The 19,830-nt window shown below is 74.1% G+C and carries 20 protein-coding genes; 9 read left to right on the top strand and 11 right to left on the bottom strand.

The annotated features are described in order from the left end of the window. Positions 1-55: 55 nt before the first annotated feature. Positions 56-589: an aminoglycoside adenylyltransferase gene (locus tag O7618_RS30970; RefSeq protein WP_278109671.1), complete on the top strand. Its 534-nt coding sequence runs from the start codon at positions 56-58 to the stop codon at positions 587-589. Positions 590-690: 101 nt separating this feature from the next. Next, positions 691-1,656: a chlorophyllase gene (locus O7618_RS30965; RefSeq protein WP_278109669.1), complete on the top strand. Its 966-nt coding sequence runs from the start codon at positions 691-693 to the stop codon at positions 1,654-1,656. Positions 1,657-1,709: 53 nt separating this feature from the next. Here the strand turns inward: O7618_RS30965 and O7618_RS30960 are convergent, their stop codons facing one another. The 3 genes from O7618_RS30960 to O7618_RS30950 form a co-directional block, all read right to left on the bottom strand. Further along, positions 1,710-2,672, bottom strand: coding sequence for a zinc-binding dehydrogenase (locus O7618_RS30960; protein WP_278109667.1), 963 nt, complete (start codon positions 2,670-2,672; stop codon positions 1,710-1,712). A 76-nt stretch (positions 2,673-2,748) separates the two neighbouring features. Beyond that, positions 2,749-3,924: an NADP-dependent malic enzyme gene (locus tag O7618_RS30955; protein WP_278109666.1), complete on the bottom strand. Its 1,176-nt coding sequence runs from the start codon at positions 3,922-3,924 to the stop codon at positions 2,749-2,751. Between the two features lie 153 nt (positions 3,925-4,077). Next, complete coding sequence (locus O7618_RS30950) at positions 4,078-4,413, bottom strand: S24/S26 family peptidase (protein WP_278109664.1); 336 nt, start codon at positions 4,411-4,413, stop codon at positions 4,078-4,080. A 53-nt stretch (positions 4,414-4,466) separates the two neighbouring features. Here O7618_RS30950 and sodN point away from each other — a divergent pair, with 53 nt between their 5' ends. From sodN to O7618_RS30935, 3 genes are read left to right on the top strand one after another with little or no spacing between them, the layout of a single operon-like run. Beyond that, positions 4,467-4,871 carry a superoxide dismutase, Ni gene (gene sodN / locus O7618_RS30945; RefSeq protein WP_089155059.1) on the top strand — a complete coding sequence of 135 codons (405 nt, stop codon included), beginning with the start codon at positions 4,467-4,469 and terminating at the stop codon, positions 4,869-4,871. Then, positions 4,868-5,401 (top strand): GNAT family N-acetyltransferase, encoded by a 534-nt coding sequence (locus tag O7618_RS30940; protein WP_278109662.1) that lies wholly within the window; start codon positions 4,868-4,870, stop codon positions 5,399-5,401. Before sodN ends, O7618_RS30940 begins: the two co-directional genes overlap by 4 nt. Positions 5,402-5,425: 24 nt before the next feature. Further along, the gene (locus tag O7618_RS30935) at positions 5,426-5,833 is read left to right on the top strand and encodes an ATP-binding protein (RefSeq protein WP_278109661.1); all 408 of its coding nucleotides are present in this window, start codon (positions 5,426-5,428) and stop codon (positions 5,831-5,833) included. Between the two features lie 32 nt (positions 5,834-5,865). Here O7618_RS30935 and O7618_RS30930 read toward each other — a convergent pair whose 3' ends face one another. Next, on the bottom strand, positions 5,866-6,270 hold the full coding sequence (locus O7618_RS30930; RefSeq protein WP_278109660.1) for a hypothetical protein: 405 nt from the start codon (positions 6,268-6,270) through the stop codon (positions 5,866-5,868). A gap of 43 nt (positions 6,271-6,313) precedes the next feature. Here O7618_RS30930 and O7618_RS30925 point away from each other — a divergent pair, with 43 nt between their 5' ends. Further along, positions 6,314-7,264 carry a diacylglycerol kinase family protein gene (locus O7618_RS30925; protein WP_278109659.1) on the top strand — a complete coding sequence of 317 codons (951 nt, stop codon included), beginning with the start codon at positions 6,314-6,316 and terminating at the stop codon, positions 7,262-7,264. Between the two features lie 447 nt (positions 7,265-7,711). Then, the gene (locus O7618_RS30920) at positions 7,712-7,969 is read left to right on the top strand and encodes a WhiB family transcriptional regulator (RefSeq protein WP_013288358.1); all 258 of its coding nucleotides are present in this window, start codon (positions 7,712-7,714) and stop codon (positions 7,967-7,969) included. Between the two features lie 63 nt (positions 7,970-8,032). Here O7618_RS30920 and O7618_RS30915 read toward each other — a convergent pair whose 3' ends face one another. From O7618_RS30915 to O7618_RS30900, 4 genes are read right to left on the bottom strand one after another with little or no spacing between them, the layout of a single operon-like run. Then, the gene (locus O7618_RS30915; protein WP_278110215.1) at positions 8,033-8,737 is read right to left on the bottom strand and encodes a CbiX/SirB N-terminal domain-containing protein; all 705 of its coding nucleotides are present in this window, start codon (positions 8,735-8,737) and stop codon (positions 8,033-8,035) included. 14 nt (positions 8,738-8,751) lie between these two features. Then, on the bottom strand, positions 8,752-9,516 hold the full coding sequence (locus O7618_RS30910; RefSeq protein ID WP_278109658.1) for a phosphoadenylyl-sulfate reductase: 765 nt from the start codon (positions 9,514-9,516) through the stop codon (positions 8,752-8,754). Continuing rightward, positions 9,513-9,671, bottom strand: a complete 159-nt coding sequence (locus tag O7618_RS30905; protein ID WP_181570118.1) for a hypothetical protein — start codon at positions 9,669-9,671, stop codon at positions 9,513-9,515. Before O7618_RS30905 ends, O7618_RS30910 begins: the two co-directional genes overlap by 4 nt. After that, entirely contained in the window at positions 9,668-11,377 is a 1,710-nt protein-coding gene (locus O7618_RS30900) for a nitrite/sulfite reductase (protein WP_278109656.1), read from the bottom strand. The genes O7618_RS30905 and O7618_RS30900 overlap by 4 nt, the downstream gene beginning before the upstream one ends. Positions 11,378-11,911: 534 nt before the next feature. Here O7618_RS30900 and O7618_RS30895 point away from each other — a divergent pair. Then, a complete protein-coding gene (locus tag O7618_RS30895; RefSeq protein ID WP_278110214.1) occupies positions 11,912-13,621 on the top strand; it encodes a glycosyltransferase family 39 protein in 1,710 nt (569 codons plus the stop codon). Here O7618_RS30895 and O7618_RS30890 read toward each other — a convergent pair. Continuing rightward, positions 13,596-15,158, bottom strand: coding sequence for a PAS domain-containing sensor histidine kinase (locus tag O7618_RS30890; RefSeq protein WP_278109655.1), 1,563 nt, complete (start codon positions 15,156-15,158; stop codon positions 13,596-13,598). The two genes, O7618_RS30895 and O7618_RS30890, sit on opposite strands and share 26 nt — an antisense overlap. 24 nt (positions 15,159-15,182) lie before the next feature. Continuing rightward, on the bottom strand, positions 15,183-16,211 hold the full coding sequence (locus O7618_RS30885; protein WP_278110213.1) for an SIS domain-containing protein: 1,029 nt from the start codon (positions 16,209-16,211) through the stop codon (positions 15,183-15,185). 190 nt (positions 16,212-16,401) lie between these two features. Here O7618_RS30885 and O7618_RS30880 point away from each other — a divergent pair, with 190 nt between their 5' ends. Then, positions 16,402-18,012, top strand: coding sequence for a tetratricopeptide repeat protein (locus O7618_RS30880; protein WP_278109653.1), 1,611 nt, complete (start codon positions 16,402-16,404; stop codon positions 18,010-18,012). 118 nt (positions 18,013-18,130) lie between these two features. Here O7618_RS30880 and O7618_RS30875 read toward each other — a convergent pair whose 3' ends face one another. Continuing rightward, positions 18,131-19,720, bottom strand: a complete 1,590-nt coding sequence (locus O7618_RS30875; RefSeq protein ID WP_278109652.1) for an MDR family MFS transporter — start codon at positions 19,718-19,720, stop codon at positions 18,131-18,133. Positions 19,721-19,830 lie beyond the last annotated feature (110 nt).

Genomic DNA, 19,830 nt, shown 5'->3' with positions numbered 1-19,830 from the left:
GCAAGCGTTAACAGAGGCCCCCTCCTTCACCGCGTCGGGCGGTAGCGTTGCCGCAGTGGACGAGTTGACCGGGCGGCAACTGGACGCGATCCGTGAGGTGGTCGACCTGGCGGGCGCGGCCGGGATCGAGGTCTGGCTGCGGGGCGGCTGGGCGATGGACTTCCACCTCGGCGCGGTGAGCCGCCCGCACGTCGACGTCGACTGGTACTGCTGGCGGCACGACGCCGACCGGCTGGCGGCCCTGCTCGGTGCGCGGGGCTGGTGCCCCGACCCCCGGATGCCGGCCACCAAGCAACTCGACCTGCTCCGCGGCGACGTGGAACTGAGCTTCGCCTACCTGGACCGGGACCCGGCCGGCCGGGTCGTCGTCGGCGCCGGGCCGTGGGCCGGCACCGCCCTGCCGGACGGGATGCTGGCCGCCCGGCCCGGCCGGCTCGGCTCGCTGGCGGCGCCGGTGATCAGTGTCACCGCGCAGATCGAGTTCAAGGAGATGTTCCCGGTCTGGATGCCGGAGCGTCCCCGCCGCGCCAAGGACGCCGCCGACCTGGCCCGCCTCCGGGCGTCGGCCGGCGACCGTCCCCCGGCCTGACCCGCCGTACCGCCCCCGCGAGATGTTGAGCGGGGGCCCCGCCTCTACCGTAGGCGTCAAGAAGGGGCCCCTCCTTCAGGTCGCGAGGCACAATCGGGTTCATGCGCCGTCGTCCCGTTGCCCTCGTTGCCGTCGCGCTGCTCGGCGTCGGTCTGGCCGGCTGCTCCGGGCCGCCGGCTGCCCCGGCCGGGCGGCCCGCTCCCGACAGCCCACCGCGGGCCACCTCGCCCGCGCCCCGGGTGGCCGCCGGCACGGCGCCCACCACGAGCTTCGCGGTCGGGGTACGCCAGGTGAAGCTGAACCGCGACGGCGACCGGCCGTTGCCGGTGACGCTCTGGTACCCGGCGACGGGGGCGGCCGGCGGCCCGGCCGAGCGGTCCGCCCGGGCGGCCACCGGGCGGTTTCCGGTGGTGCTGTTCAGTCACGGCCTGGGTGCCCGGCCGGAGGACTACCAGGTGCTGCTGACGCGTTGGGCGGCGGCCGGGTTCGTGGTCGCCGCGCCGCGCTTCCCGCACACCGGCCGGGGTGGCGACGGCAACCCGCTGGACGTGCTCAACCAGCCGGCCGACGTGTCGTACGTGTTGACCAAAGTGCTCGCGCTCGGGAAGACGGCGGGTGACCCGCTGCGCGGCCGGCTGGATCCGGAGCGGGTGGCCGCGACCGGGCACAGCGCCGGCGGGGTGACCACCATCGGGCTGTTCACCACCGGGCGGGACGAGCGGCTGGACGCCGGGATCGTGTTCGCCGGCACGGCGCTCGGCGTGGGCACCGCGTTCGCCGGTGCCGCCGCGCCGCAGATGTTCGTGCACGGCGAGGCGGACGAGGTGGTGTCCTACGCCGCCGGCAAGGCCGTCTTCGACGCGGTGCCGTGGCCGAAGGCGATGCTCAGCCTGCCGAAGGGCGACCACGGCCGGGCGTTGCTCGGCGACGGGAAGGCGTTGCGGGTGGTCGCCGACACCACTGTCGAGTTCCTCCGCTGGACGCTCTACGGCGACCCCGCCGCGAAGAAGCGACTCCCCGCTGACGCAGCTCGTGGCGGCCTGGCCACCCTCGACGACCGGTTGTAAGGAGGGGCCCCCGCTTAACGCCTACGGTAGAGCAGGGGGCCCCGCTTAACACCTCACGCGGTGTGGTCGACGACCACCTTGCCGAAGACCTCGCCGGAGTGCAGCCGGGCGAACGCCTCCTCGATCTCCCCGAACGGCACCACCCCGTCCACCACCGGGCGGACCCCGTGCTCGGCGCAGAACGCGAGCAGCTCGGCCAGCTCGTCCGGGGTGCCCATGGAGGTGCCGAGGATCTCCAGTTGCATGGCGAAGACCCGGCGCAGGTTGACAGTGGGCTCGTGCCCGGCGGTGGCGCCGGAGACCACGATCCGGGCCATCGGGGCGGCCGACTTCAGCGAGTGGTCGAACGTGGCCGCGCCGACCGTCTCGATCACCACGTCCACCCGCTCCGGCAGCCGGGCGCCGGGCTCCAGCGCGGTGGCGCCCAGCTCGGCGATCCGCTCCCGCTTCGCGGCGTCGCGGCTGGTCGCGTACACCCGCTTGCCGAGCGCGACGGCGAGCGCGACCGCCGCGGTGGCCACGCCACCCCCGGCGCCCTGGACCAGCACCGACTCGCCGTCGGCGACCCGGCCCTTGGTGGTGAGCATCCGCCACGCGGTGAGCCAGGCCGTGGGCAGGCACGCCGCGTCGGTCGCCGACAGGCCGTCGGGCAGCGGCAGCAGGTTCATCCGGGGTACGGCGACCAGCTCGGCGAAGGTGCCCTGGAAGTGCTCGGAGAGGATGGAGACCCCGCGCGGGTCACCCGGGGTGGGCACCACCGGGTAGATGACCATCTCGTTGCCGTCCGGGTCGGTGCCGACCGCGTCGCAGCCCAGGATCATCGGGAGCTGGTCGGCGGTCAGGCCCACGCCGCGCAGCGACCAGAGGTCGTGGTGGTTGAGCGAGCTGGCCCGGACCCGCACGGTGACCCAGTCGTCCTGCGGGTGGGTCGGCTCGGGACGGTCGCCGACGGCGAGCGCGGCGAGCGGGTTGTCGGCGTCGAAGGCCGAGGCATAGGCAGCACGCATGATCGGCACGGTAACAAGCTGAGCGGGCGTTAAGAAGGGGCCCTTCCTATGCGAAATGCGATAAGAAGGGGCCCCTCCTTACACCTCAGCGGCGGGCGACCCCGTCGCGGCGGGCGGCCTCGGCGACCGCCTCGGCCACCGCGGGGGCGACGCGCGGGTCGAGCGGGGACGGCACGATCGCGTCCGCGGTCAGCGACTCGGCCACCACGCCCGCGATGGCGTCGGCGGCGGCCACCTTCATCGCGTCGGTGATCCGGGTGGCGCCGGCGTCCAGCGCGCCGCGGAACACCCCGGGGAACGCGAGCACGTTGTTGATCTGGTTGGGGTAGTCGCTGCGCCCGGTGGCGACCACCGCCACGTGCCGGGCGGCCACCTCCGGGTGCACCTCCGGGGTGGGGTTGGCCAGCGCGAAGACGATGCCGCCGGGCGCCATGCCGGCCACCGCCGCCTCGGGGATCTGGCCGCCGGAGACGCCGACCAGCACGTCCGCGTCGCGCAGCGCCTCGGTGACGTCGCCCTGGCGGCCGTCGGCATTGGTGAGGTCGGCCAGCTCGGCCTTGGTGCCGGTGAGTTCGCGGTGCCGGCCGATGATGCCGCGCGAGTCGCACACCACCACCCGAGCCGGGTCGACGCCGCCGGCGATCAGCATCTTGGTGACCGCCACCCCGGCCGCGCCGGCGCCGCTGACCGCCACCCGCAGGTCGCCGAGCTTGCGGTTGAGCAGCGTCGCCGCGTTGCGCAGCGCGGCCAGCACCACGATCGCGGTGCCGTGCTGGTCGTCGTGGAAGACCGGGATGTCGAGCGCCTCGTCCAGCCGGCGCTCCACCTCGAAGCAGCGTGGCGCGCTGATGTCCTCCAGGTTGATCCCGCCGAACGAGGGCGCGAGCGCCTTGACCGTCGCGACGATCTCGTCCACGTCCTGGGTGTCCAGGCAGACCGGCACGGCGTCCACGCCGGCGAACTGCTTGAACAGCACCGCCTTGCCCTCCATCACGGGCAGCGCGGCGCGCGGGCCGATGTTGCCCAGGCCGAGCACGGCGGAGCCGTCGGTGACCACGGCGACGGTGTGCGACACCCAGGTGTAGGTGTCGGCGAGGTCCGGGTCGGCGGCGATCGCCTCGCAGACCCGGGCCACCCCCGGGGTGTACGCGAGGGAGAGGTCCTCCCGGCTGGTCAGCGGCACGGTGGAGGCGACGGCCATCTTGCCGCCGACATGCAGTCGGAAGACGGGATCGGCGGGGTCCGGGGTGGACGCAGACATGGTGACTCCAGGATCTGTCGAGCAGACGGACCGGCCGGCGCGGTCAGCGGAGGTCAGCGACCGGCGGGGCGGCGGTGCGGGGGGGTCACCCGGGCACTTTCCGAGCATAGTCACGCACCGGCTCCCAGGATGTGAGCGGGGTCATATCCACGCCTACCCCTGCCCGCCCCTGATCCGGCCGGGACGCGGCCACCAGCGGGCCACCACCCGGCCGCGCACGTCGGCCACCCCGTACGCCCGGGAGTCGTCGGTGACCAGGTCGTTGTCGCCGCGCAGCCACCAGCCGCCGGCACGCGGCTCGACCGCGCGCTTCACCACCAGCAGGTCGGGCCGGCTGCGGAAGACCGCGATCACCACGTCACCGGGGCGGACCGGCCGGCCGCCGGTGCGGACCAGCACCGCGTCGCCGTGGCGCAGGGTCGGCGACATGGACGGACCGGTGATCAGCACGGGCAGCACGGGTTTCACCTCCCGCCCGCTGGAAAGCATCTCCAGGAGTAATGTCGTCTTGGATCATCGCAAACATCCCATGGAGGACCCTGATGCGCCTTCCTCGCATCCTCACGCCCCGGGTGACCGCAAGCGCCCACTGTGACCTGCCCTGCGGCGTCTACGACCCGGCCCAGGCCCGGATCGAGGCCGAGTCGGTCAAAATGATCTGCGAGAAGTACCAGGCGAACACCGACCCGGAGTTCCGCACCCGCGCCATCCTGATCAAGGAGCAGCGGGCCGACCTGGTCAAGCACCACCTGTGGGTGCTCTGGACCGACTACTTCAAGCCGCAGCACTTCGAGAAGTACCCGCACCTGCACCAGCTCTTCAACGAGGCCACCAAGCTGGCCGGCGCGGCCGGCGCCAAGGGCGGCACCGACCCGGCCAAGGCCGACGAGCTGCTCTCGAAGATCGACGAGATCTCCAAGATCTTCTGGGAGACCAAGCAGGCGTGACCTCGCCCGCCACGGCACCGACGATCCGGCCGGTACGTCCCGAGGACGTGCCGGCCGTCGTCGCCATGGTGCACGAACTCGCCGAGTACGAGCGCGCACCGGAGCAGTGTCACCTCACCGTCGACCAACTCCACGCCGCGCTGTTCGGAGGCGCGCCGGCGCTGTTCGGGCACGTCGCGGTGGACGCGGACGACGAGCCGGTGGGCTTCGCCCTCTGGTTCCTCAACTTCTCGACCTGGGCCGGCGTGCACGGCATCTACCTGGAGGACCTCTACGTCCGGCCGGACGCCCGGGGCACCGGCGCCGGCCGCCTGCTGCTGGCCGCCCTGGCCGCGATCTGCGTCGAGCGGGGTTACCAGCGGCTCGACTGGTGGATGATCAACTGGAACCCGGCGGCCCGCTTCTACGCCGCGATCGGCGCCACGCCGATGGACGAGTGGACGCCGTACCGGCTGACCGGGGCCGCGCTGCGCGACCTCGCCGCACGGGGCGACGCCCGCGCCCACCCACCCGGCCGCCTGACCGGGTAGAGTCCCGCACCGGGGGGATGAGGCGTGACTCAACTGACCGGGCAGCCGACGACGGATGACGACGTCGTGCACCTCACCGTGCCCGCCGACGGTGGTTACCTCGGCGTGCTCCGCACCGCCACGGCCGGGCTCGCGGCCCGGCTCCAGTTCGCCCTCGACGAGATCGAGGACCTGCGCATCGCGGTCGACGAGGCGTGCGCGATGCTGCTCGCCATCGCCACCCGCGACGCCGAACTGGAGTGCCGCTTCGCGGTCACCGAGGACGCGCTCACCGTCGAGGTGACCGTGCCGACCGTGCGGGGGGCCACGCTTCCGTCCGAGTCGTCCTTCGCCTGGAAGGTGCTCACCGCGTTGACCACCTCGGCGGGCGCCCGGGCGGCCGACGGCCGGGCCACCATCGCGCTGCTGACCCGCCGCTCCGGCGGCTTCTGACCGGCCCCGGGCGGCGTCGCGCCGGCGGGCGGTCAGCGGCCGGCCGGCTCGCCGAAACCGAGTGCCCGGTTGGTCGGGCCGTTGACCAGCAGCCCGACGACGACGAGCCCGAGCGCCATCAGCGGCACCCCGAGCCAGGCCATGCCACCCTGGATCATGTACCACCCGACCGGCAGCAGCATGAGCTGGAGCACGATGGCCGGCGCGCGGGCGCCGGCCCGCCGCCGGGACAGCGCGCCGCCGAGCGCCCAGAGCGCCACCGCACCGGCGACTGCGAAGACGGTCACCAGCAGCGCCGAGGTCAGGTCGGTGCGGCGGGCGGTGAGGTCGGACCAGATCAGCCACACCGCGACCAGCCCGAGCGCCACCGCCTCGGCGCGCAGCAGGAGCACCGCTGCGCGGAGCGGGCCGGGGACCGGGTCGGAGTCGATCGTCACGGCCGCCACGATACCGGTGGGTAGGCGCGGTAAGGTGCCGCCCATGCGGGCCGTCCTGGTGGTCAATCCGAAGGCCACCACCACAAGCGAGCGCAGCCGGGACGTGCTGGTCCGGGCACTGCGCAGTGAAGTCGACCTGTCGGTGCGCTACACCCGCCGACGGGGCCACGCCATGGACCTGGCCCGGGAGGCCGCCCAGGAGGGCGTCGACCTGGTGGTCACGCTCGGCGGCGACGGCACGGTCAACGAGGTGGTCAACGGGTTGATGGCGGCGGAGCCGCCGACGTTCCGCACCGGCCCGACCTCGGCGGAGCGACTGCCGGCGCTGGCGACCGTGCCGGGCGGCTCGACGAACGTCTTCGCCCGCGCCCTCGGCCTGCCGCGGGAGTGGCCGGACGGCACCAGCATGATCCTGGAGGGACTGCGCCTGGGCCGGTCCCGCACCATCGGGCTGGGCCGGGCGGACGACCGCTACTTCACGTTCTGCGCGGGCTTCGGGCTGGACGCGGCGGTGATCCGCCGGGTGGAGCAGGCCCGCAGGCGGGGCCGGGTCGCCACGCCGGCGCTCTACTTCCGGTCCACCGCGAGCCAGTACTTCGTCGGTTCGGACCGCCGGCACCCGCCGATCACGCTGGAGCGTCCGGGGGAGGCGCCGGCGACCGAGTTGGCCACCGCCATCATCCAGAACACCGCGCCGTGGACCTACCTGGGCGACCGGGAGATCAACCCGAATCCGGAGGCGTCGTTCGACAGCGGGCTCGACGTGCTGGCGATCCGACAGCTCAAGGTGGCGAGCACCGCACGCACGGTGACCCAGTTCTTCTCCCGGCAGCCCGATCCGCACGGCAAGCAGGTGCTCCGGTTGCACGACCTGTCGGAGTTCACGCTGGTCGCGACGCGTCCGCTCCCGTTCCAGCTCGACGGCGACTATCTCGGCGAACGGGAAAAAGTCAGATTCACCTCCGTGCCGGCCGCACTGAGAGTAATCTGCTAGGTCTCGGGTATCCCCGTCGGTTGACGCGGACCCCCCGCCGCGCAGGGTGAGGTGGCCGCCACGCCGAGGAAGGGTGCCGGAAATGTCAGCAACGTCACGCAGACCGTACTATATTGATCCTCGACTGTGGCACGCCGGGTAACGAGAGCCCTCGCAAACCGGGACAAATGGGTGGTGAGCCCGCTCACTGCTCGGAGTTTTTCCGAGCGTCACCCTTGACATCGCTGTAGTTCGTGAAAGTATTCACAAGCGAACTCGTGTTACCGGGACATTGCCTGGATATGCTCGTCAGGTTGAGCTGTTCCAGCAGGTCCAGGGGCCCGCAGCCTGCTCACGCAACGCCGAATTGACGGATGCTGACCGTCACCGATCGGCAATGCGGATGCATATAGGAATAGCAACGAAGCGTTATCCAGCCATCCACTAAGAATGAGGAGTGTTGCCGCCATGGACTGGCGCCACGATTCGGTCTGCCGCGACGAGGACCCGGAGCTGTTCTTCCCGATCGGGACGTCCGGTCCGGCCCTCCTGCAGGTGGAGCAGGCGAAGGCCGTCTGCCGGCGCTGCCCCGTGACCGACCAGTGCCTGCAGTGGGCGCTGGAGTCCGGTCAGGACGCCGGCGTCTGGGGCGGGATGAGCGAGGAGGAGCGCCGCGCGGTGAAGCGCCGCGGCGGTCTCCGGGTGCTGCGCGCTCACTCCGCCTGACCCACATCACACGCACACGCCCCGGCCGGGTTTCCGGCCGGGGCGCTCTGCTGTCCGGGTCGATCAGCCCGCCGCCGTCACCCGCCGCCGCACCAGGTCGGCCAGTTCCGGCAGGTCGGTGAGCGGCTCGGCGACCGCCACCGCACCGGCCGAGCGGGCCGCCGCGCGTACCCCGTCGTGGAACCGGCCGGGGGCCAGGAAGTAGGCCGCCACCGCGACCCGCCGGGCACCCGCCGCGCGCAGCCGCGCCACCGCGCCGCCGACCTCCGGGGGCGCGGCCGAGGCGTACGAGACCCGGCAGGGCACGCCCAGGCCGGCGCCGAGCGCCGCGGCGACCCGGCCCACCGAGGCACGCGCACCGGCGTCCCGGGTGCCGGCCGCGGCCAGCACCACCGCGTCCGCGTCCTCCCCGGCCGCCTCGGCCAGCCGGCGCCGCAGCGCGGCCAGCAACCGGCCGTCGACCACGCCGCCGGTCGGCCCCAGCACCTCCGTCACCCGCACGTCCAGGCCCGCGCCGGCCGCCGCCACCGCCGCCGGGATGTCCACCTTCCGGTGGTACGCGGCGGTCAGCAGCAACGGCACCAGGACCACTCGGGAGTGCCCGTCGGCGGCCAGGTGGCGCAGCACGTCGGCCGGCCCGGGATCGGCGTGGTCCAGCCAGCTCGGCAGCACCGGACGGCCCGGGCAGGCGGTCGCCACCGCCCGGGCCAACGCCCGGGTCGCCTCCGCCGCGCGCGGGTCACGGCTGCCGTGTGCCACCAGCACCACAGGTGGCACGGCCGTCAGGTGTGCAGCCCGCACTCGGTCTTCTCGAACATCGCCCACCGGCCGGCCCGGGGGTCCTCCCCCGCCTTCGTCCGGCGGGTGCACGGCCAGCAGCCGATCGAGCCGTAGCCCCGGGCGAACAGCTCGTTGACCGGAATGCCGTGGCGGGCCACGTACGCGTCCACCTCGCGCTGCGTCCAGGCCGCGATCGGGTTCACCTTGATCTTGCCGCGCCTGGCGTCGAAACCCACCACGGGCGTGTTGGCCCGCGTCGGGGACTCGTCCCGGCGCAGCCCGGCGGCCCAGGCGTCGTACCCGGCCAGCGCCCGCTCCAGCGGCTCGACCTTGCGTAGCTGGCAGCACTCGTCCGGGGATCTGTTGAACAGGCGGGGTCCGTACTGGCCGTCCTGCTGGCCCACGGTCATCCGGGGCCGGATCGAGCGGACCCGCACCGGCATCCGCCGGGCCACCTCGTCACGCACCCGGAGCGTCTCCGGGAAGTGCAGGCCGGTGTCCAGGAACACCACGTCGACGCCGGGGGCGACCCGGGACACCAGGTGCGCCACCACGCCGTCGGCCATCGAGCTGGTCACGCAGAACCGGTCCCCGAACGTCTGCGCCGCCCAGCGGGCGATCTCCAGCGCGGGCGCGTCCGCCAACTCCCGCCCGGCCTCCTCGGCCAGCGCGCGCAGCTCCTCCGGGTCCCGCCGGGCCTCATCCGCCGGGTCGGTCGCGCCCGCGCCGACCAGGCCCAGACCGGCGGCGGAGAGCAGGCCGGTCACCGGTTCACCGCCCGGCTCAGCAGGCCGGTGAACCGCACCGAGAAGACCCGGGCGCAGGCGTGGCACTCCCAGGCGCCGTGCCCGGCCTCGTGCGGACGCAGATCCTCCTCGCCGCAGTACGGGCAGTAGAGAGGCGCAGATCGAGCATCGCTCATCGGAGTTCCTCCTCGTCGACCCTGATCACCCAGTTGGCGAAGCTCTCGCCGTCGGTCCGGCCGGCCAGGTAGCGGCGGGCCAGCCGTTCCACGTACTCCGGAAGGTCGTCGGCGGTGGTCTTCAGGCCGCGCAGCTTGCGGCCGAAGCCGGCGGTCTGCCCCGCGGCCATGCCGAGGCCGCCGCCGAGGTGCACCTGGAAGCCCTCGACCTGCCGGCCGTCCGGACCGACCACCAGTTGGCCCTTGAGCCCGATATCCGCGACCTGGGTACGGGCGCAGGCGTTCGGGCAGCCGTTGAGGTGGATGGAGATGTCCGCGTCGAAGTCGCGCAGCCGCTCCTCCAGCCGGGCCACCAGCTCCTCGCCTCGTCGCTTGGTCTCCACGATGGCCAGCTTGCAGAACTCGATGCCGGTGCAGGCCATGGTGCCGCGCCGCCAGGCCGACGGCCGGGCCGCCAGGCCGATCCCGCGCAGCGCCGTCACCAGCTCCTCGGTCCGCTCCGGCGCCACGTCCAGCACCAGCAGTTTCTGGTACGGCGTGAGCCGCACCCGGTCGCTGCCGTGCGCCTCGACCACGTCGGCCAGCGCGGCGAGCTGGGTGCCGGACACCCGACCCACCACCGGGGCCGCGCCCACGTAGTTGGCGCCGTCGCGCTGCGGGTGCACGCCGATGTGGTCGACCGGCTTCGCCGGCAGCTCCGCGGCCGGCCCGTCGAGCAGGGCCCGGCCCAGGTAGTCCTTCTCCAGCACCTCGCGGAAGCGCTCCACGCCCCAGTCGGCCACCAGGAACTTCAGCCGGGCCCGGTTGCGCAGCCGGCGGTAGCCGTAGTCGCGGAAGATGCCGACCACGCCGGCCCACACGTCCGGCACCTCGTGCAGCGGCACCCAGACGCCGAGCCGCTTGGCCAGCATCGGGTTGGTGGAGAGCCCGCCGCCCACCCAGACGTCGAAGCCCGGCCCGTGTTCCGGGTGGTCGACGCCGAGGAACGCGATGTCGTTCGCCTCGTACGGCGTGTCGACCAGCCAGGAGATCGAGGTCTTGAACTTGCGGGGCAGGTTGGAGAACTGCTTGTCGCCGACGTACCGGCGGACGATCTCGTCGATCGCCGGGGTGGGGTCGAGCAGCTCGTCGCGCGCCACCCCGGCCACCGGGCTGCCGAGCACGATCCGGGGGCAGTCGCCGCACGCCTCGGTGGTCTGCAGGCCGACCGCCTCCAGCCGGCGCCAGATCTCCGGCATGTCCTCGACCCGGATCCAGTGGTACTGGATGTTCTGCCGGTCGGTGATGTCGGCGGTGTCCCGGGCGAACTCCCGGGAGATCTCCGCGATCACCCGGAGCTGGGCCAGGTTGAGCTGGCCGCCGTCCACCCGCACCCGGAGCATGAAGAACTCGTCCTCCAGCTCGTGCGGCTCCAGCACGGCGGTGCGCCCGCCGTCGATGCCCGCCTTGCGCTGGGTGTAGAGGCCCCACCAGCGGAACCGGCCGCGCAGGTCCTGCGGGTCGATCGAGGCGAAGCCCCGGTGGGCGTAGATGTTCTCGATCCGGTCCCGCACGTTCAGCGGGTCGTCGTCCTTCTTGATCCGCTCGTTGGGGTTGAGCGGCTCGCGGTGCCCGAGCGCCCACTGGCCCTCGCCGCGCGGCCGACGGGGCGCCCGGGCGGCGGGAGCCGGCTGGTCGGGGCGGGTGGGGGTGCTGCTGACCGCCATCGCGGCGTCCTCCGTTTGTCTGCTGCGGTGCCTGGGAGCGCGGACGCGACGGCCGGCCCTTCTTCAGGGCCGTGGACGGCGATGTCGATGACGGCCGGCGCGGACACGCGCCCGAGACGGATGGGTCGGGCGTCGTCAGTGGGCCGGACAGATCGCGCTGCGCACGCGGCCGTAGTCGACGTGGCGACGGGCCACGAAGCGGCGGACGACAGCGGCGGTCATGTGCCTCATGCTGCCACACCCCGGCAGGCCCGACCACCGCCCGACCCGGTGATCCCACATCACGGGCCACCTCCGCCCAGATCGACACCCGTCCACCCCCCACCCCCGGTGACCAGCGTCACTCCCCGGCACCCCGCCCCAGTCGAGTCGATCATGAAGTTGGCGGTGCCGACCGGACCGGCGGACGCCGTCACGGACCGGTCGGGGCGGAATTGGCGGAGCGGGGTGGCAGGGGTGGGTGGGCGTGTGACGCTGCGGGGTGTGAGCGGTCATGCCGAGCCTGCGCCGTCCCGAGTCCGCCTCGGCTGGCCGGTGTGGGCGGTTCCCGGCCTGCTCACGCTCGCGGTCACCCTGGTCCGGATCGGCCACGCGCAGCCCTGGCGGGACGAGCTGGCCACCTGGAGCGCCGCCACCCGCCCCCTTCCCGACCTGGTCCGCCTCACCCGCACCATCGACGCCGCCACCGGCCCGTACTACCTGCTCATGCACGGTTGGACCGCGCTGGCCGGCACCTCGCCCACGGCGCTGCGGCTGCCCTCCGCGCTCGCCATGGCGGCCGCCGCCGCGCTGACCGCCCGGCTCGGCGCGCGCCTGGTCGGTGACCGGGCCGGGCTGCTGGCCGGGCTGCTGTTCGCCGTGCTTCCGGCCACCTCGCGGTACGGCCAGGAGGCCCGCCCGTACGCGCTCGCCACACTGCTCGCCGTGCTGGCCACGCTGCTGCTGGTCGACGCGCTGCGCCGGCCGACCTGGCGACGCTGGGCCGGGTACGCGGTCGCGGTCGCCGCGCTCGGCCTGCTCCATCTGGTCGCGCTCACCCTGCTCGCCGCGCACGCGGTGGCGGTGCTGCTGACCGCCGCCCGCGGCCCAACCACCGCCGGCCTCGACCCGCCCGGTGAGCCCGGGGCGGGACCGGGGAACGTGGCGCGCGACGCCCGAGCGGCACCGGCGCCCGGCCGGCGATTGCTCGGGCGGTGGCTGGTGACGCTGCTGCCGACGGCTCTGCTGGTGGGCCCGCTGGCGCTGGTGGCCCGGGGACAGCGCGGCCGGCAACTCGACTGGGTGGACCCGGCCCGCCTGCCGGATCTGGCGTCGCTGCCGGGCGGGCTGGCGCAGAGCGGCGTGCTGGGCGGGTTCCTGCTGGGGCTCGCCGCGCTCGGTTCGGCCCGGCTCGGCCGGCGGTCGCTGCTGCCCGGGGCGGCGGTGCTGCTGCCGGTGCTGCTGCTCTTCGCCGCCGGCACGGTGGTGCCGCTCTGGGTGACCCGCTACCTGGTCTTCACCGTGCCGTTCGCCTGCGTGCTGGCCGGGGCCGCACTGGCCGCGACGACGCCGGCCGGCACCCCCCGGCCCGCTCCGGCACCACCCGAAACCGAGCCGCCCCGATCCGGACCGGCCGGAACAGGGCCACCCCGAACCGAGCCCGCCCGAACCGAGCCGGCCGGAACAGGGCCGCCCCGAGCGGAACCGCACACAGCGGGACCAGCCGGAACCGGACCCGCCAGCACAGCACCCGCCAGGACCGGAGCCGCCGCGACGAGAACGGGTGCCGGCGGTGGGCTCGGGGCGGCGTTGGCCGTGATCACGCTGGCCGGGCTGCTCGGCCTGCCCGACCAGGTGGCGTTGTGCCGGACCCACGAGTGGCCCCGCAGCGCACCGGTCGACTACGCCGGCGCGGCCCGGATCGTCGCGGCCGGCCAGCGGCCGGGAGACGCGGTCGTCTACTCGCCCCGGGACGGCTGGCTCTTCCCGGATCTGGGCCTGGCGTACCACCTGGGGTCGCGGGTGCCCCGCGACGTGCTGGTGGTCCGCGACCAGCGGGCGGACGGCAGCCTCTGGGCCGTCGAGTGCGGGGATCCGGCCCGCTGCCTGGCCGGCGTGGACCGGGTCTGGCTCGTCGTCACCGGCCGCCGGGCGGATCCGCTGGCGGCGGTGCCCGGCGCCAAGGGCGAGGCGCTGCGTGGCGGCTTCACCGTCCGCCAGGTCTGGCCCCGCCCGGGCCTCACGGTGGCCCTGCTCGCCCGGTGAGGCGGTCGGTGGTGCCGCGGGCCAACGGGACCACGAGGATCGCCTCGGTGCCGCCGGCCGTTCCGTTGCGCAGCTCGATGGTGCCGCGCAGCTCGCCGGTGACGAGCGCCCGGACGATCTGGAGCCCGAGGTTGCCGCCGCGCTCGGCGTCGAACTGCCCGGGCAGGCCACCGCCGTTGTCGGTGACCGCCACGTGCAACTCCTTGCGGCGCCGGTGCACCGAGACCACCACCTCGGGTCGCGGCGCGTCGGCCGGCGCGGGCTCGGCGTCCTCGTCGGCCGGCGGGAAGCCGTGCTCGACGGCGTTGAGCAGCAACTCGTTGAGCACCATCACCAGCGACGTGGCGATCTCGGCGGGCAGTACGCCGAAGCTGCCCGTGCGGCGCATCCCGACGGTCACCTCGGTGGCGGCCACCTCGGTCGCGGCGCTGGCCACCCGGTCCACGATGCCGTCGAACTCCACCGCCTCGTCGCTGGACATGGAGAGCGTCTCGTGCACCAGCGCGATGGAGGCGACCCGGCGTACCGACTCCTCCAGCGCGACCCGGGCCTCCGGCATGGCCACCCGCCGGGCCTGGAGGCGCAGCAGCGCGGCGACGGTCTGCAGGTTGTTCTTCACCCGGTGGTGGATCTCCCGGATGGTGGCGTCCTTGGTGATCAGGGCACGGTCGCGGCGGCGTACCTCGGTGATGTCGCGGACCAGCACCAGCGCGCCGATCGGCACCCCGGCGGGCATCAGCGGCAGCGCCCGGGTCAGCATGGTGGCGCCCCGGGCGTCGATCTCCCGCCGGGGCGGGGCCTCGCCGCGCAGCGCGGCGAGGACCGCGTTGCCCGCGTCGGTGCCTTCGAGCGGGTCGCCGGCCAGCCGGCGGTGCAGCTTGGCCAGGTCCTCCCCGACCAGGTGGGAGGCGTAACCCAGCCGGCGGTACGCGGACTGCGCGTTCGGGCTGGCGTAGGTGACCTTGCCGTTGGCGTCCAGCCGCACCAGGCCGTCGCCGACCCGGGGCGCGGAGGTGGTCTCGCCGGGGTGCCGGGGCGGCGGGAACGTGCCGTCGGCGATCATCTGGGCCAGGTCGTCCGCGGTGGTCAGGTAGTTCAGTTCGAGCTGGCTCGGGGTGCGCGCGGTGGAGAGGTTGGTGTCCCGGCCGACCACGGCGACGACCTCGCCGTTCTCCCCGTCGCCGGTGCGCAGCCACACCGGGATGGCCTCGTGCCGGGCCGGCACGTCGCCGTACCAGACCGGGTCGCCCTCCCGCCAGATCCGCCCCTGCCGGTGGGCCACCTCCAGGTGCGCCACCTCGGGGCCGCCCACGATGCGACCGACCTGGTCGTCGAGGTAGGCGGTGGGGGCGGTGGTCGGGCGCACCTGGGCCACGCAGAGGAAGGTGCCGTCGCCGTCCACCGGCACCCAGAGCAGCAGGTCGGCGAAGGAGAGGTCGGACAGCAGCTGCCAGTCACCGGCGATGCGGTGCAGGTGGTCGATGTCCGCCGGCCGGAGCGTGGTGTGCTCCTCGGCGAGGTCACGGAGGGTGGACACGCCCCACAGCGTGCCACGCCGGGCTCACATCGTCGCGGTGACCTTCTTCAACCCGCGTGGTGCGTCCGGGTCCTCGCCCCGGGCCAGCGCCAGGGCCAGCGCGAGCCGTTGCAGCGGCAGGATGTCGAGCAGCGGCGCGTAGCGCTCGTCGACGTCGGGCACCGCCATCCGGGTGGCGCCGACCTCGGCGGAGCCGACCACCACCACGTCGGCCCGGCGCTCGCCGAGCCGGGGCAGCACCTCGCGCATCGACTCACCGCCGGGGCCGGAGCCGACCACGGCGAGCACCGGCACGTCCGGGTCGGTCATGGCGAGCGGGCCGTGCAGCAGGTCGGCGCCGGAGAAGGCGAGCGCCGGCAGGTAGGACGTCTCCATCAGCTTCAGCGCCGCCTCCCGGGCGGTCGGGTAGGCGTAGCCCCGGCCGGTGGTGACGAGCTGGGCGGCGAACCGGTAGCGCGGGGCGAGCCGGGCCGGGGTGTCGTCGGCGAGCGTGCGGGCGGCCAACTCGGGCAGCCGGGCCAGCGCGTCCCGCTCCTCGGCGGGCAGCGCGCCGTCGCCGGCGCGTACCCCCTCGACGAGCATGAGGAGCGCGAGCAGCTCGGCGGTGTAGGTCTTGGTGGCGGCGACCGCGCGCTCGTGGCCGGCGGCGATGTCCACGCTCAACTCGGCGGTCTCCACCAGCGGCGAGTCGGGGTTGTTGGTGACCGCGAGGGTGAGCGCGCCGGAGTCCCGGGCCACCCGCAGCACCTCCGCGAGGTCGGGCGAGCCGCCGCTCTGGCTGACGCCGACGACGAGCGCGTCGGACAGGTCGGGGCGGGCGCCGAAGAGGGTGACCGCGCTGGGCGAGGCGAGCCCGGCGGGCAGCCCGAGGCGGATCTCGGTGAGGTAGGCGGCGTAGAGCGCGGCGTGGTCGGAGGTGCCCCGGGCGGTGAAGACCACGTGGCGGGGTCGCCGCCGCGCGACGGCCGCCGCCACCTGGGCGATCGCCGTGGCGTGCTCGGTGGCGAGCAGGCGCTCGTAGCCGGCCGGCTGCTCGTCGATGTCGGCGGCCATTCCGGTCCCTGGACGCGTCACCCAGCACCCCCTTCTGCGCGATTGCCGCGCGTTCGATGCTCAGTCTTGCACGTTTTGGCCGCAGGAAGCAAAGCAACGAGCACTAGTGCGCAGTGGATCACCATTGATTGGCAAGATCCCCTACGCTGGCCCGGCCGACCGACAGACCCGCCGCCGATGGAAGGACCACGTGCCCGAGGACGACGCCGCGCTCTCCGCGGAGGAGGAACTCGCGCTGGCCCGGCTGGCGCTGGGCGAGGGCGACCTCAAGCACGCCGCCGACCACGTCGCCGCCGCGCTGGTGCGCTCCCCCACCCTGCCCGAGGCGCACGAGACGCTCGCCCGGCTCGCCGCGGCCAGCGGCGGCGACCTGGACCTCTTCCCGCTCGGGCAGCACGCCTTCGTCGGCGCCGTGGTCGCCCGGGCGCACCTGCTCGCCGCCGCCGGCCGCCCCGCCGAGGGGCTCGACCTGCTGGCCGCCGCCACCGGCTACGCCCCCGGCGCGCCGTGGGCCGCCGTGCCCTGGGTGACCGCCGCCGACCTGCCCGAGCGGCTCGACCCGGAGCGGACCGCCCGGATCCTCATGCAGGTCTGCGCCGCCACGCCCGACCCCGTCCCACGCCGGCTGCGCGAGCCGCTGCTGCCCTACCTCACCCTGGCCCGCAACGCGATCACCGTGCACCCCGCCCACCCGCTGCTGCTGGGCGCGGCGTCCGCGCTGGCCCGGCGCCTCGGCGAGGTCGCCCTCGCCGTCACCTGGGCCACCCGGGGAGTACGCGCGGAGCCCACCAAGCTCGGCGAGGTGTGGCTCGGGTACGCCTACCGCAGCGCCGGCCGTACCGGCGACGCGCTCGCCGCGCTGGAACGCGCGGTGGCACTCGACCCGGACGACCTGGCGGTCTACGCGGACATCGCCGGCACGCTCGCCGACCACGGCCGGCTCGACGAGGCACTGGCGTGGGTCGACCGGGCGCTGGCCAAGGACCCGACCTTCGACTGCGCCGTGCACACCGCGCACCGGCTGCGCTTCCAGCGCGACGGCGACGTGGACCATCTGGTGGCGCTCGCCGACTTCGTCCGCGATCACCCGGACGACTCGCACGAGCACGGCGACCTGGCCGAGTGCTGCCGTGGTCGACCATGGCTCGGCCAGGTCACCCCGGCCGGCCCGACGCCCACCCAGGTGCCGCCCGCCGACGCCACTCCCCCGTCGGCGAACGCGGCGCAGCGGCTCCGGCAACTGGCCCACCCCGCCTGGCCGCACCCGCCGGCCGCGTACGACGCCGCGGTCGGGCTGGCCACGCTGGACCTGGCCGACCTGCTCGGCCTGCTGGCGTGTCCGCCGGACGCGCCGCCCACCGCGCTGGGCCGGGTGCTCGGCGACCAGGACCCCGCCCTCTGGGTGCGCTGCGCGCAGGTCTGGGCCTGCCTCGGCCTGCTGCACCACCGCACCGACGAGCCGTGGCCGGAGTCGACGCGCCGCCGGGTGCTGCGGGAACTGGCCGCCGGCGCACCCGGGCCGGTCACCGAGGCGGCGCTGTTCGCCCTGGTCACCGCCGCCTGGGTGGACCCGGCGGTCCGCCCCGACGTGGCCTCGGTGGTGGCCGGGCGGCTCGCCGAGGTGGCGTCCGGCGCGGCCCGACGCACCCCGGAAGCGGTGTCGCTGGCGCACCTGGCCCGGGCCACCCCGGCCCTCGACCCGGCCGCCCGCGCCACCGCCGACGCGGTGGTCGCCGACTCCGGTGCCGGCCCGCTGCGCCGCCTCTGGCGACGCCTCACCGGCCTGTTCCGCCGCACCTGAGCGCGCGTCGGCGGCGCCCCGCCGCTCGGCGTCTCGCTGCGGCGTCGGCACCCCGCGGCGGCGTTAAGAAGGGGCCCCTTTACAACGCCAGGCGTTAAGCGGGGGCCCCTCCTTTGCCTCAGACCGGGGCTCTGCCGAGGGCCACCTCGGCCTCGTCCTCCGGTGTGGCGCCGGCGGGCGGGACGTCGTTCGTCGCGCGCAGCGGCACCTCCTTGATGAACCAGGCGAGCACCGGCACCGCGACGGTGAAGAAGACCGCCCACAGGAACACGTGCGAGATGGCGTCGGCGAGCGCGCCGAGGACCAGCTCCCGCGCCGGGCCGGTGAGCTCCTTGAGCTTCTCCAGGTCCATCGCGCCGCCCTCGCCGCCGCCCTTGCCGGCGAACGCGGGGCCGGCCGGCGAGTCGGCCAGCCGGTTGGCGAAGATGGCACCGAAGAGCGAGACCCCGAACGAGCCGCCGATGGACCGGAAGAAGGTGGCCGCGCCGCTCGCCGCGCCCAGGTCCTTCTGCTCGACGCTGTTCTGCGCGATCAGCATCGAGGTCTGCATGAGGAAGCCCATGCCGACGCCGAGCACCACCATGTAGAGCGAGGACTGCGCCTTGCTGGTGTCCAGGTCGAGCAGGCTGAGCAGGCCCATGCCGAGCGCCATCACCACGCCGCCGACGATCGGGAAGGCGCGGTAGCGACCGGTCTTGGTGATCGTCCGGCCGACCACGAGCGAGACCACGAGCATGCCGAACATCAGCGGAAGCAGCAGCAGGCCGCTGTTGGTGGCCGAGGCGCCCTGGACGGTCTGCTGGTAGAGCGGCAGGAAGTTCATCGCCCCGAACATGGCGAAGCCGAGCAGGAAGCCGATCACCGAGATGAGCGCGAAGTTGCGGTTGGCGAACAGGCCCAGCGGCAGGATCGGCTCGGGCACCCGCCGCTCCACGAGCGCGAACGCCGCGAGCGCGACCGCCGCCAGCACGGCCAGGCCGAGGATCTGCGCCGAGGCCCAGGCGTACTCGTTGCCGCCCCAGGTGGTGACCAGCACGATCGCGGTGATGCCGACGGAGAGCAGTGCCGCGCCCAGCCAATCGATCTTGTGCTCGGTGCGGTACTTCGGCAGGTGCATGGTGGTGGCGAGGAGCAGCAGCGCCACGCCGCCGAGCGGCAGGTTGACGTAGAACGCCCAGCGCCAGGAGAGGTGGTCGGTGATGAAGCCGCCGACCAGCGGGCCGGCCACCATGGCGATGGCCATGATGCCGGCGATCATGCCCTGGTAGCGGCCGCGCTCACGGGGCGGGACCAGGTCGCCGATGATCGCCATGACCCCGACCATCAGACCGCCGGCGCCGAGACCCTGGACCGCCCGGAACGCGATCAGCTCGATCATGCCGCTGTCGGCGCCGCCGAAGACGCCGGAGCCGGACATGCCGCAGAGCGCGGAGCCGACCAGGAAGACGACCACCGCGGTGAGGAAGACCGCCTTGCGGCCATAGAGGTCACCGAGCTTTCCCCAGATCGGGGTGGAGACCGTGGTGCCCAGCACGTACGCGGTGACCACCCAGGTGAAGTGGTCCGCGCCGCCGAACTCGAAGACGATGCGCGGCAGCGCGGTGCTGACGATCATGTTGTCGAGCATCGCGAGCATCATCGCGATCATCAGGCCGAACAGGACGACCCGGACGTTCGGTTTCGCGGTGACCGGGGCTGGTTGACTCATGGGTAGGCTCCCCCGCAGATCGGTGGTCGACTTACTTGCCGCCCGGCTAGTGAACTTACTAGCCGCACGGTAAGCTCGATCCGGGAACAACGTCAAGCGGATTGGCAGGT

Source organism: Micromonospora sp. WMMD980 (genome assembly GCF_029626035.1).
Classification (GTDB): domain Bacteria; phylum Actinomycetota; class Actinomycetes; order Mycobacteriales; family Micromonosporaceae; genus Micromonospora.
This window is presented reverse-complemented; position numbering and strand designations above follow the sequence as displayed.

Bases quoted from the DNA above. Each gene is read 5' to 3' on its own strand.
- sodN (WP_089155059.1), top strand. From the start codon at position 4,467: ATGCGCCTTCCTCGCATCCTCACGCCCCGGGTGACCGCAAGCGCCCAC.
- O7618_RS30920 (WP_013288358.1), top strand. From the start codon at position 7,712: ATGGACTGGCGCCACGATTCGGTCTGCCGCGACGAGGACCCGGAGCTG.
- O7618_RS30925 (WP_278109659.1), top strand. From the start codon at position 6,314: ATGCGGGCCGTCCTGGTGGTCAATCCGAAGGCCACCACCACAAGCGAG.
- O7618_RS30950 (WP_278109664.1), bottom strand. From the start codon at position 4,413: ATGCTTTCCAGCGGGCGGGAGGTGAAACCCGTGCTGCCCGTGCTGATC.
- O7618_RS30905 (WP_181570118.1), bottom strand. From the start codon at position 9,671: ATGAGCGATGCTCGATCTGCGCCTCTCTACTGCCCGTACTGCGGCGAG.
- O7618_RS30900 (WP_278109656.1), bottom strand. From the start codon at position 11,377: ATGGCGGTCAGCAGCACCCCCACCCGCCCCGACCAGCCGGCTCCCGCC.
- O7618_RS30955 (WP_278109666.1), bottom strand. From the start codon at position 3,924: ATGTCTGCGTCCACCCCGGACCCCGCCGATCCCGTCTTCCGACTGCAT.
- O7618_RS30885 (WP_278110213.1), bottom strand. From the start codon at position 16,211: ATGGCCGCCGACATCGACGAGCAGCCGGCCGGCTACGAGCGCCTGCTC.
- O7618_RS30875 (WP_278109652.1), bottom strand. From the start codon at position 19,720: ATGAGTCAACCAGCCCCGGTCACCGCGAAACCGAACGTCCGGGTCGTC.
- O7618_RS30965 (WP_278109669.1), top strand. From the start codon at position 691: ATGCGCCGTCGTCCCGTTGCCCTCGTTGCCGTCGCGCTGCTCGGCGTC.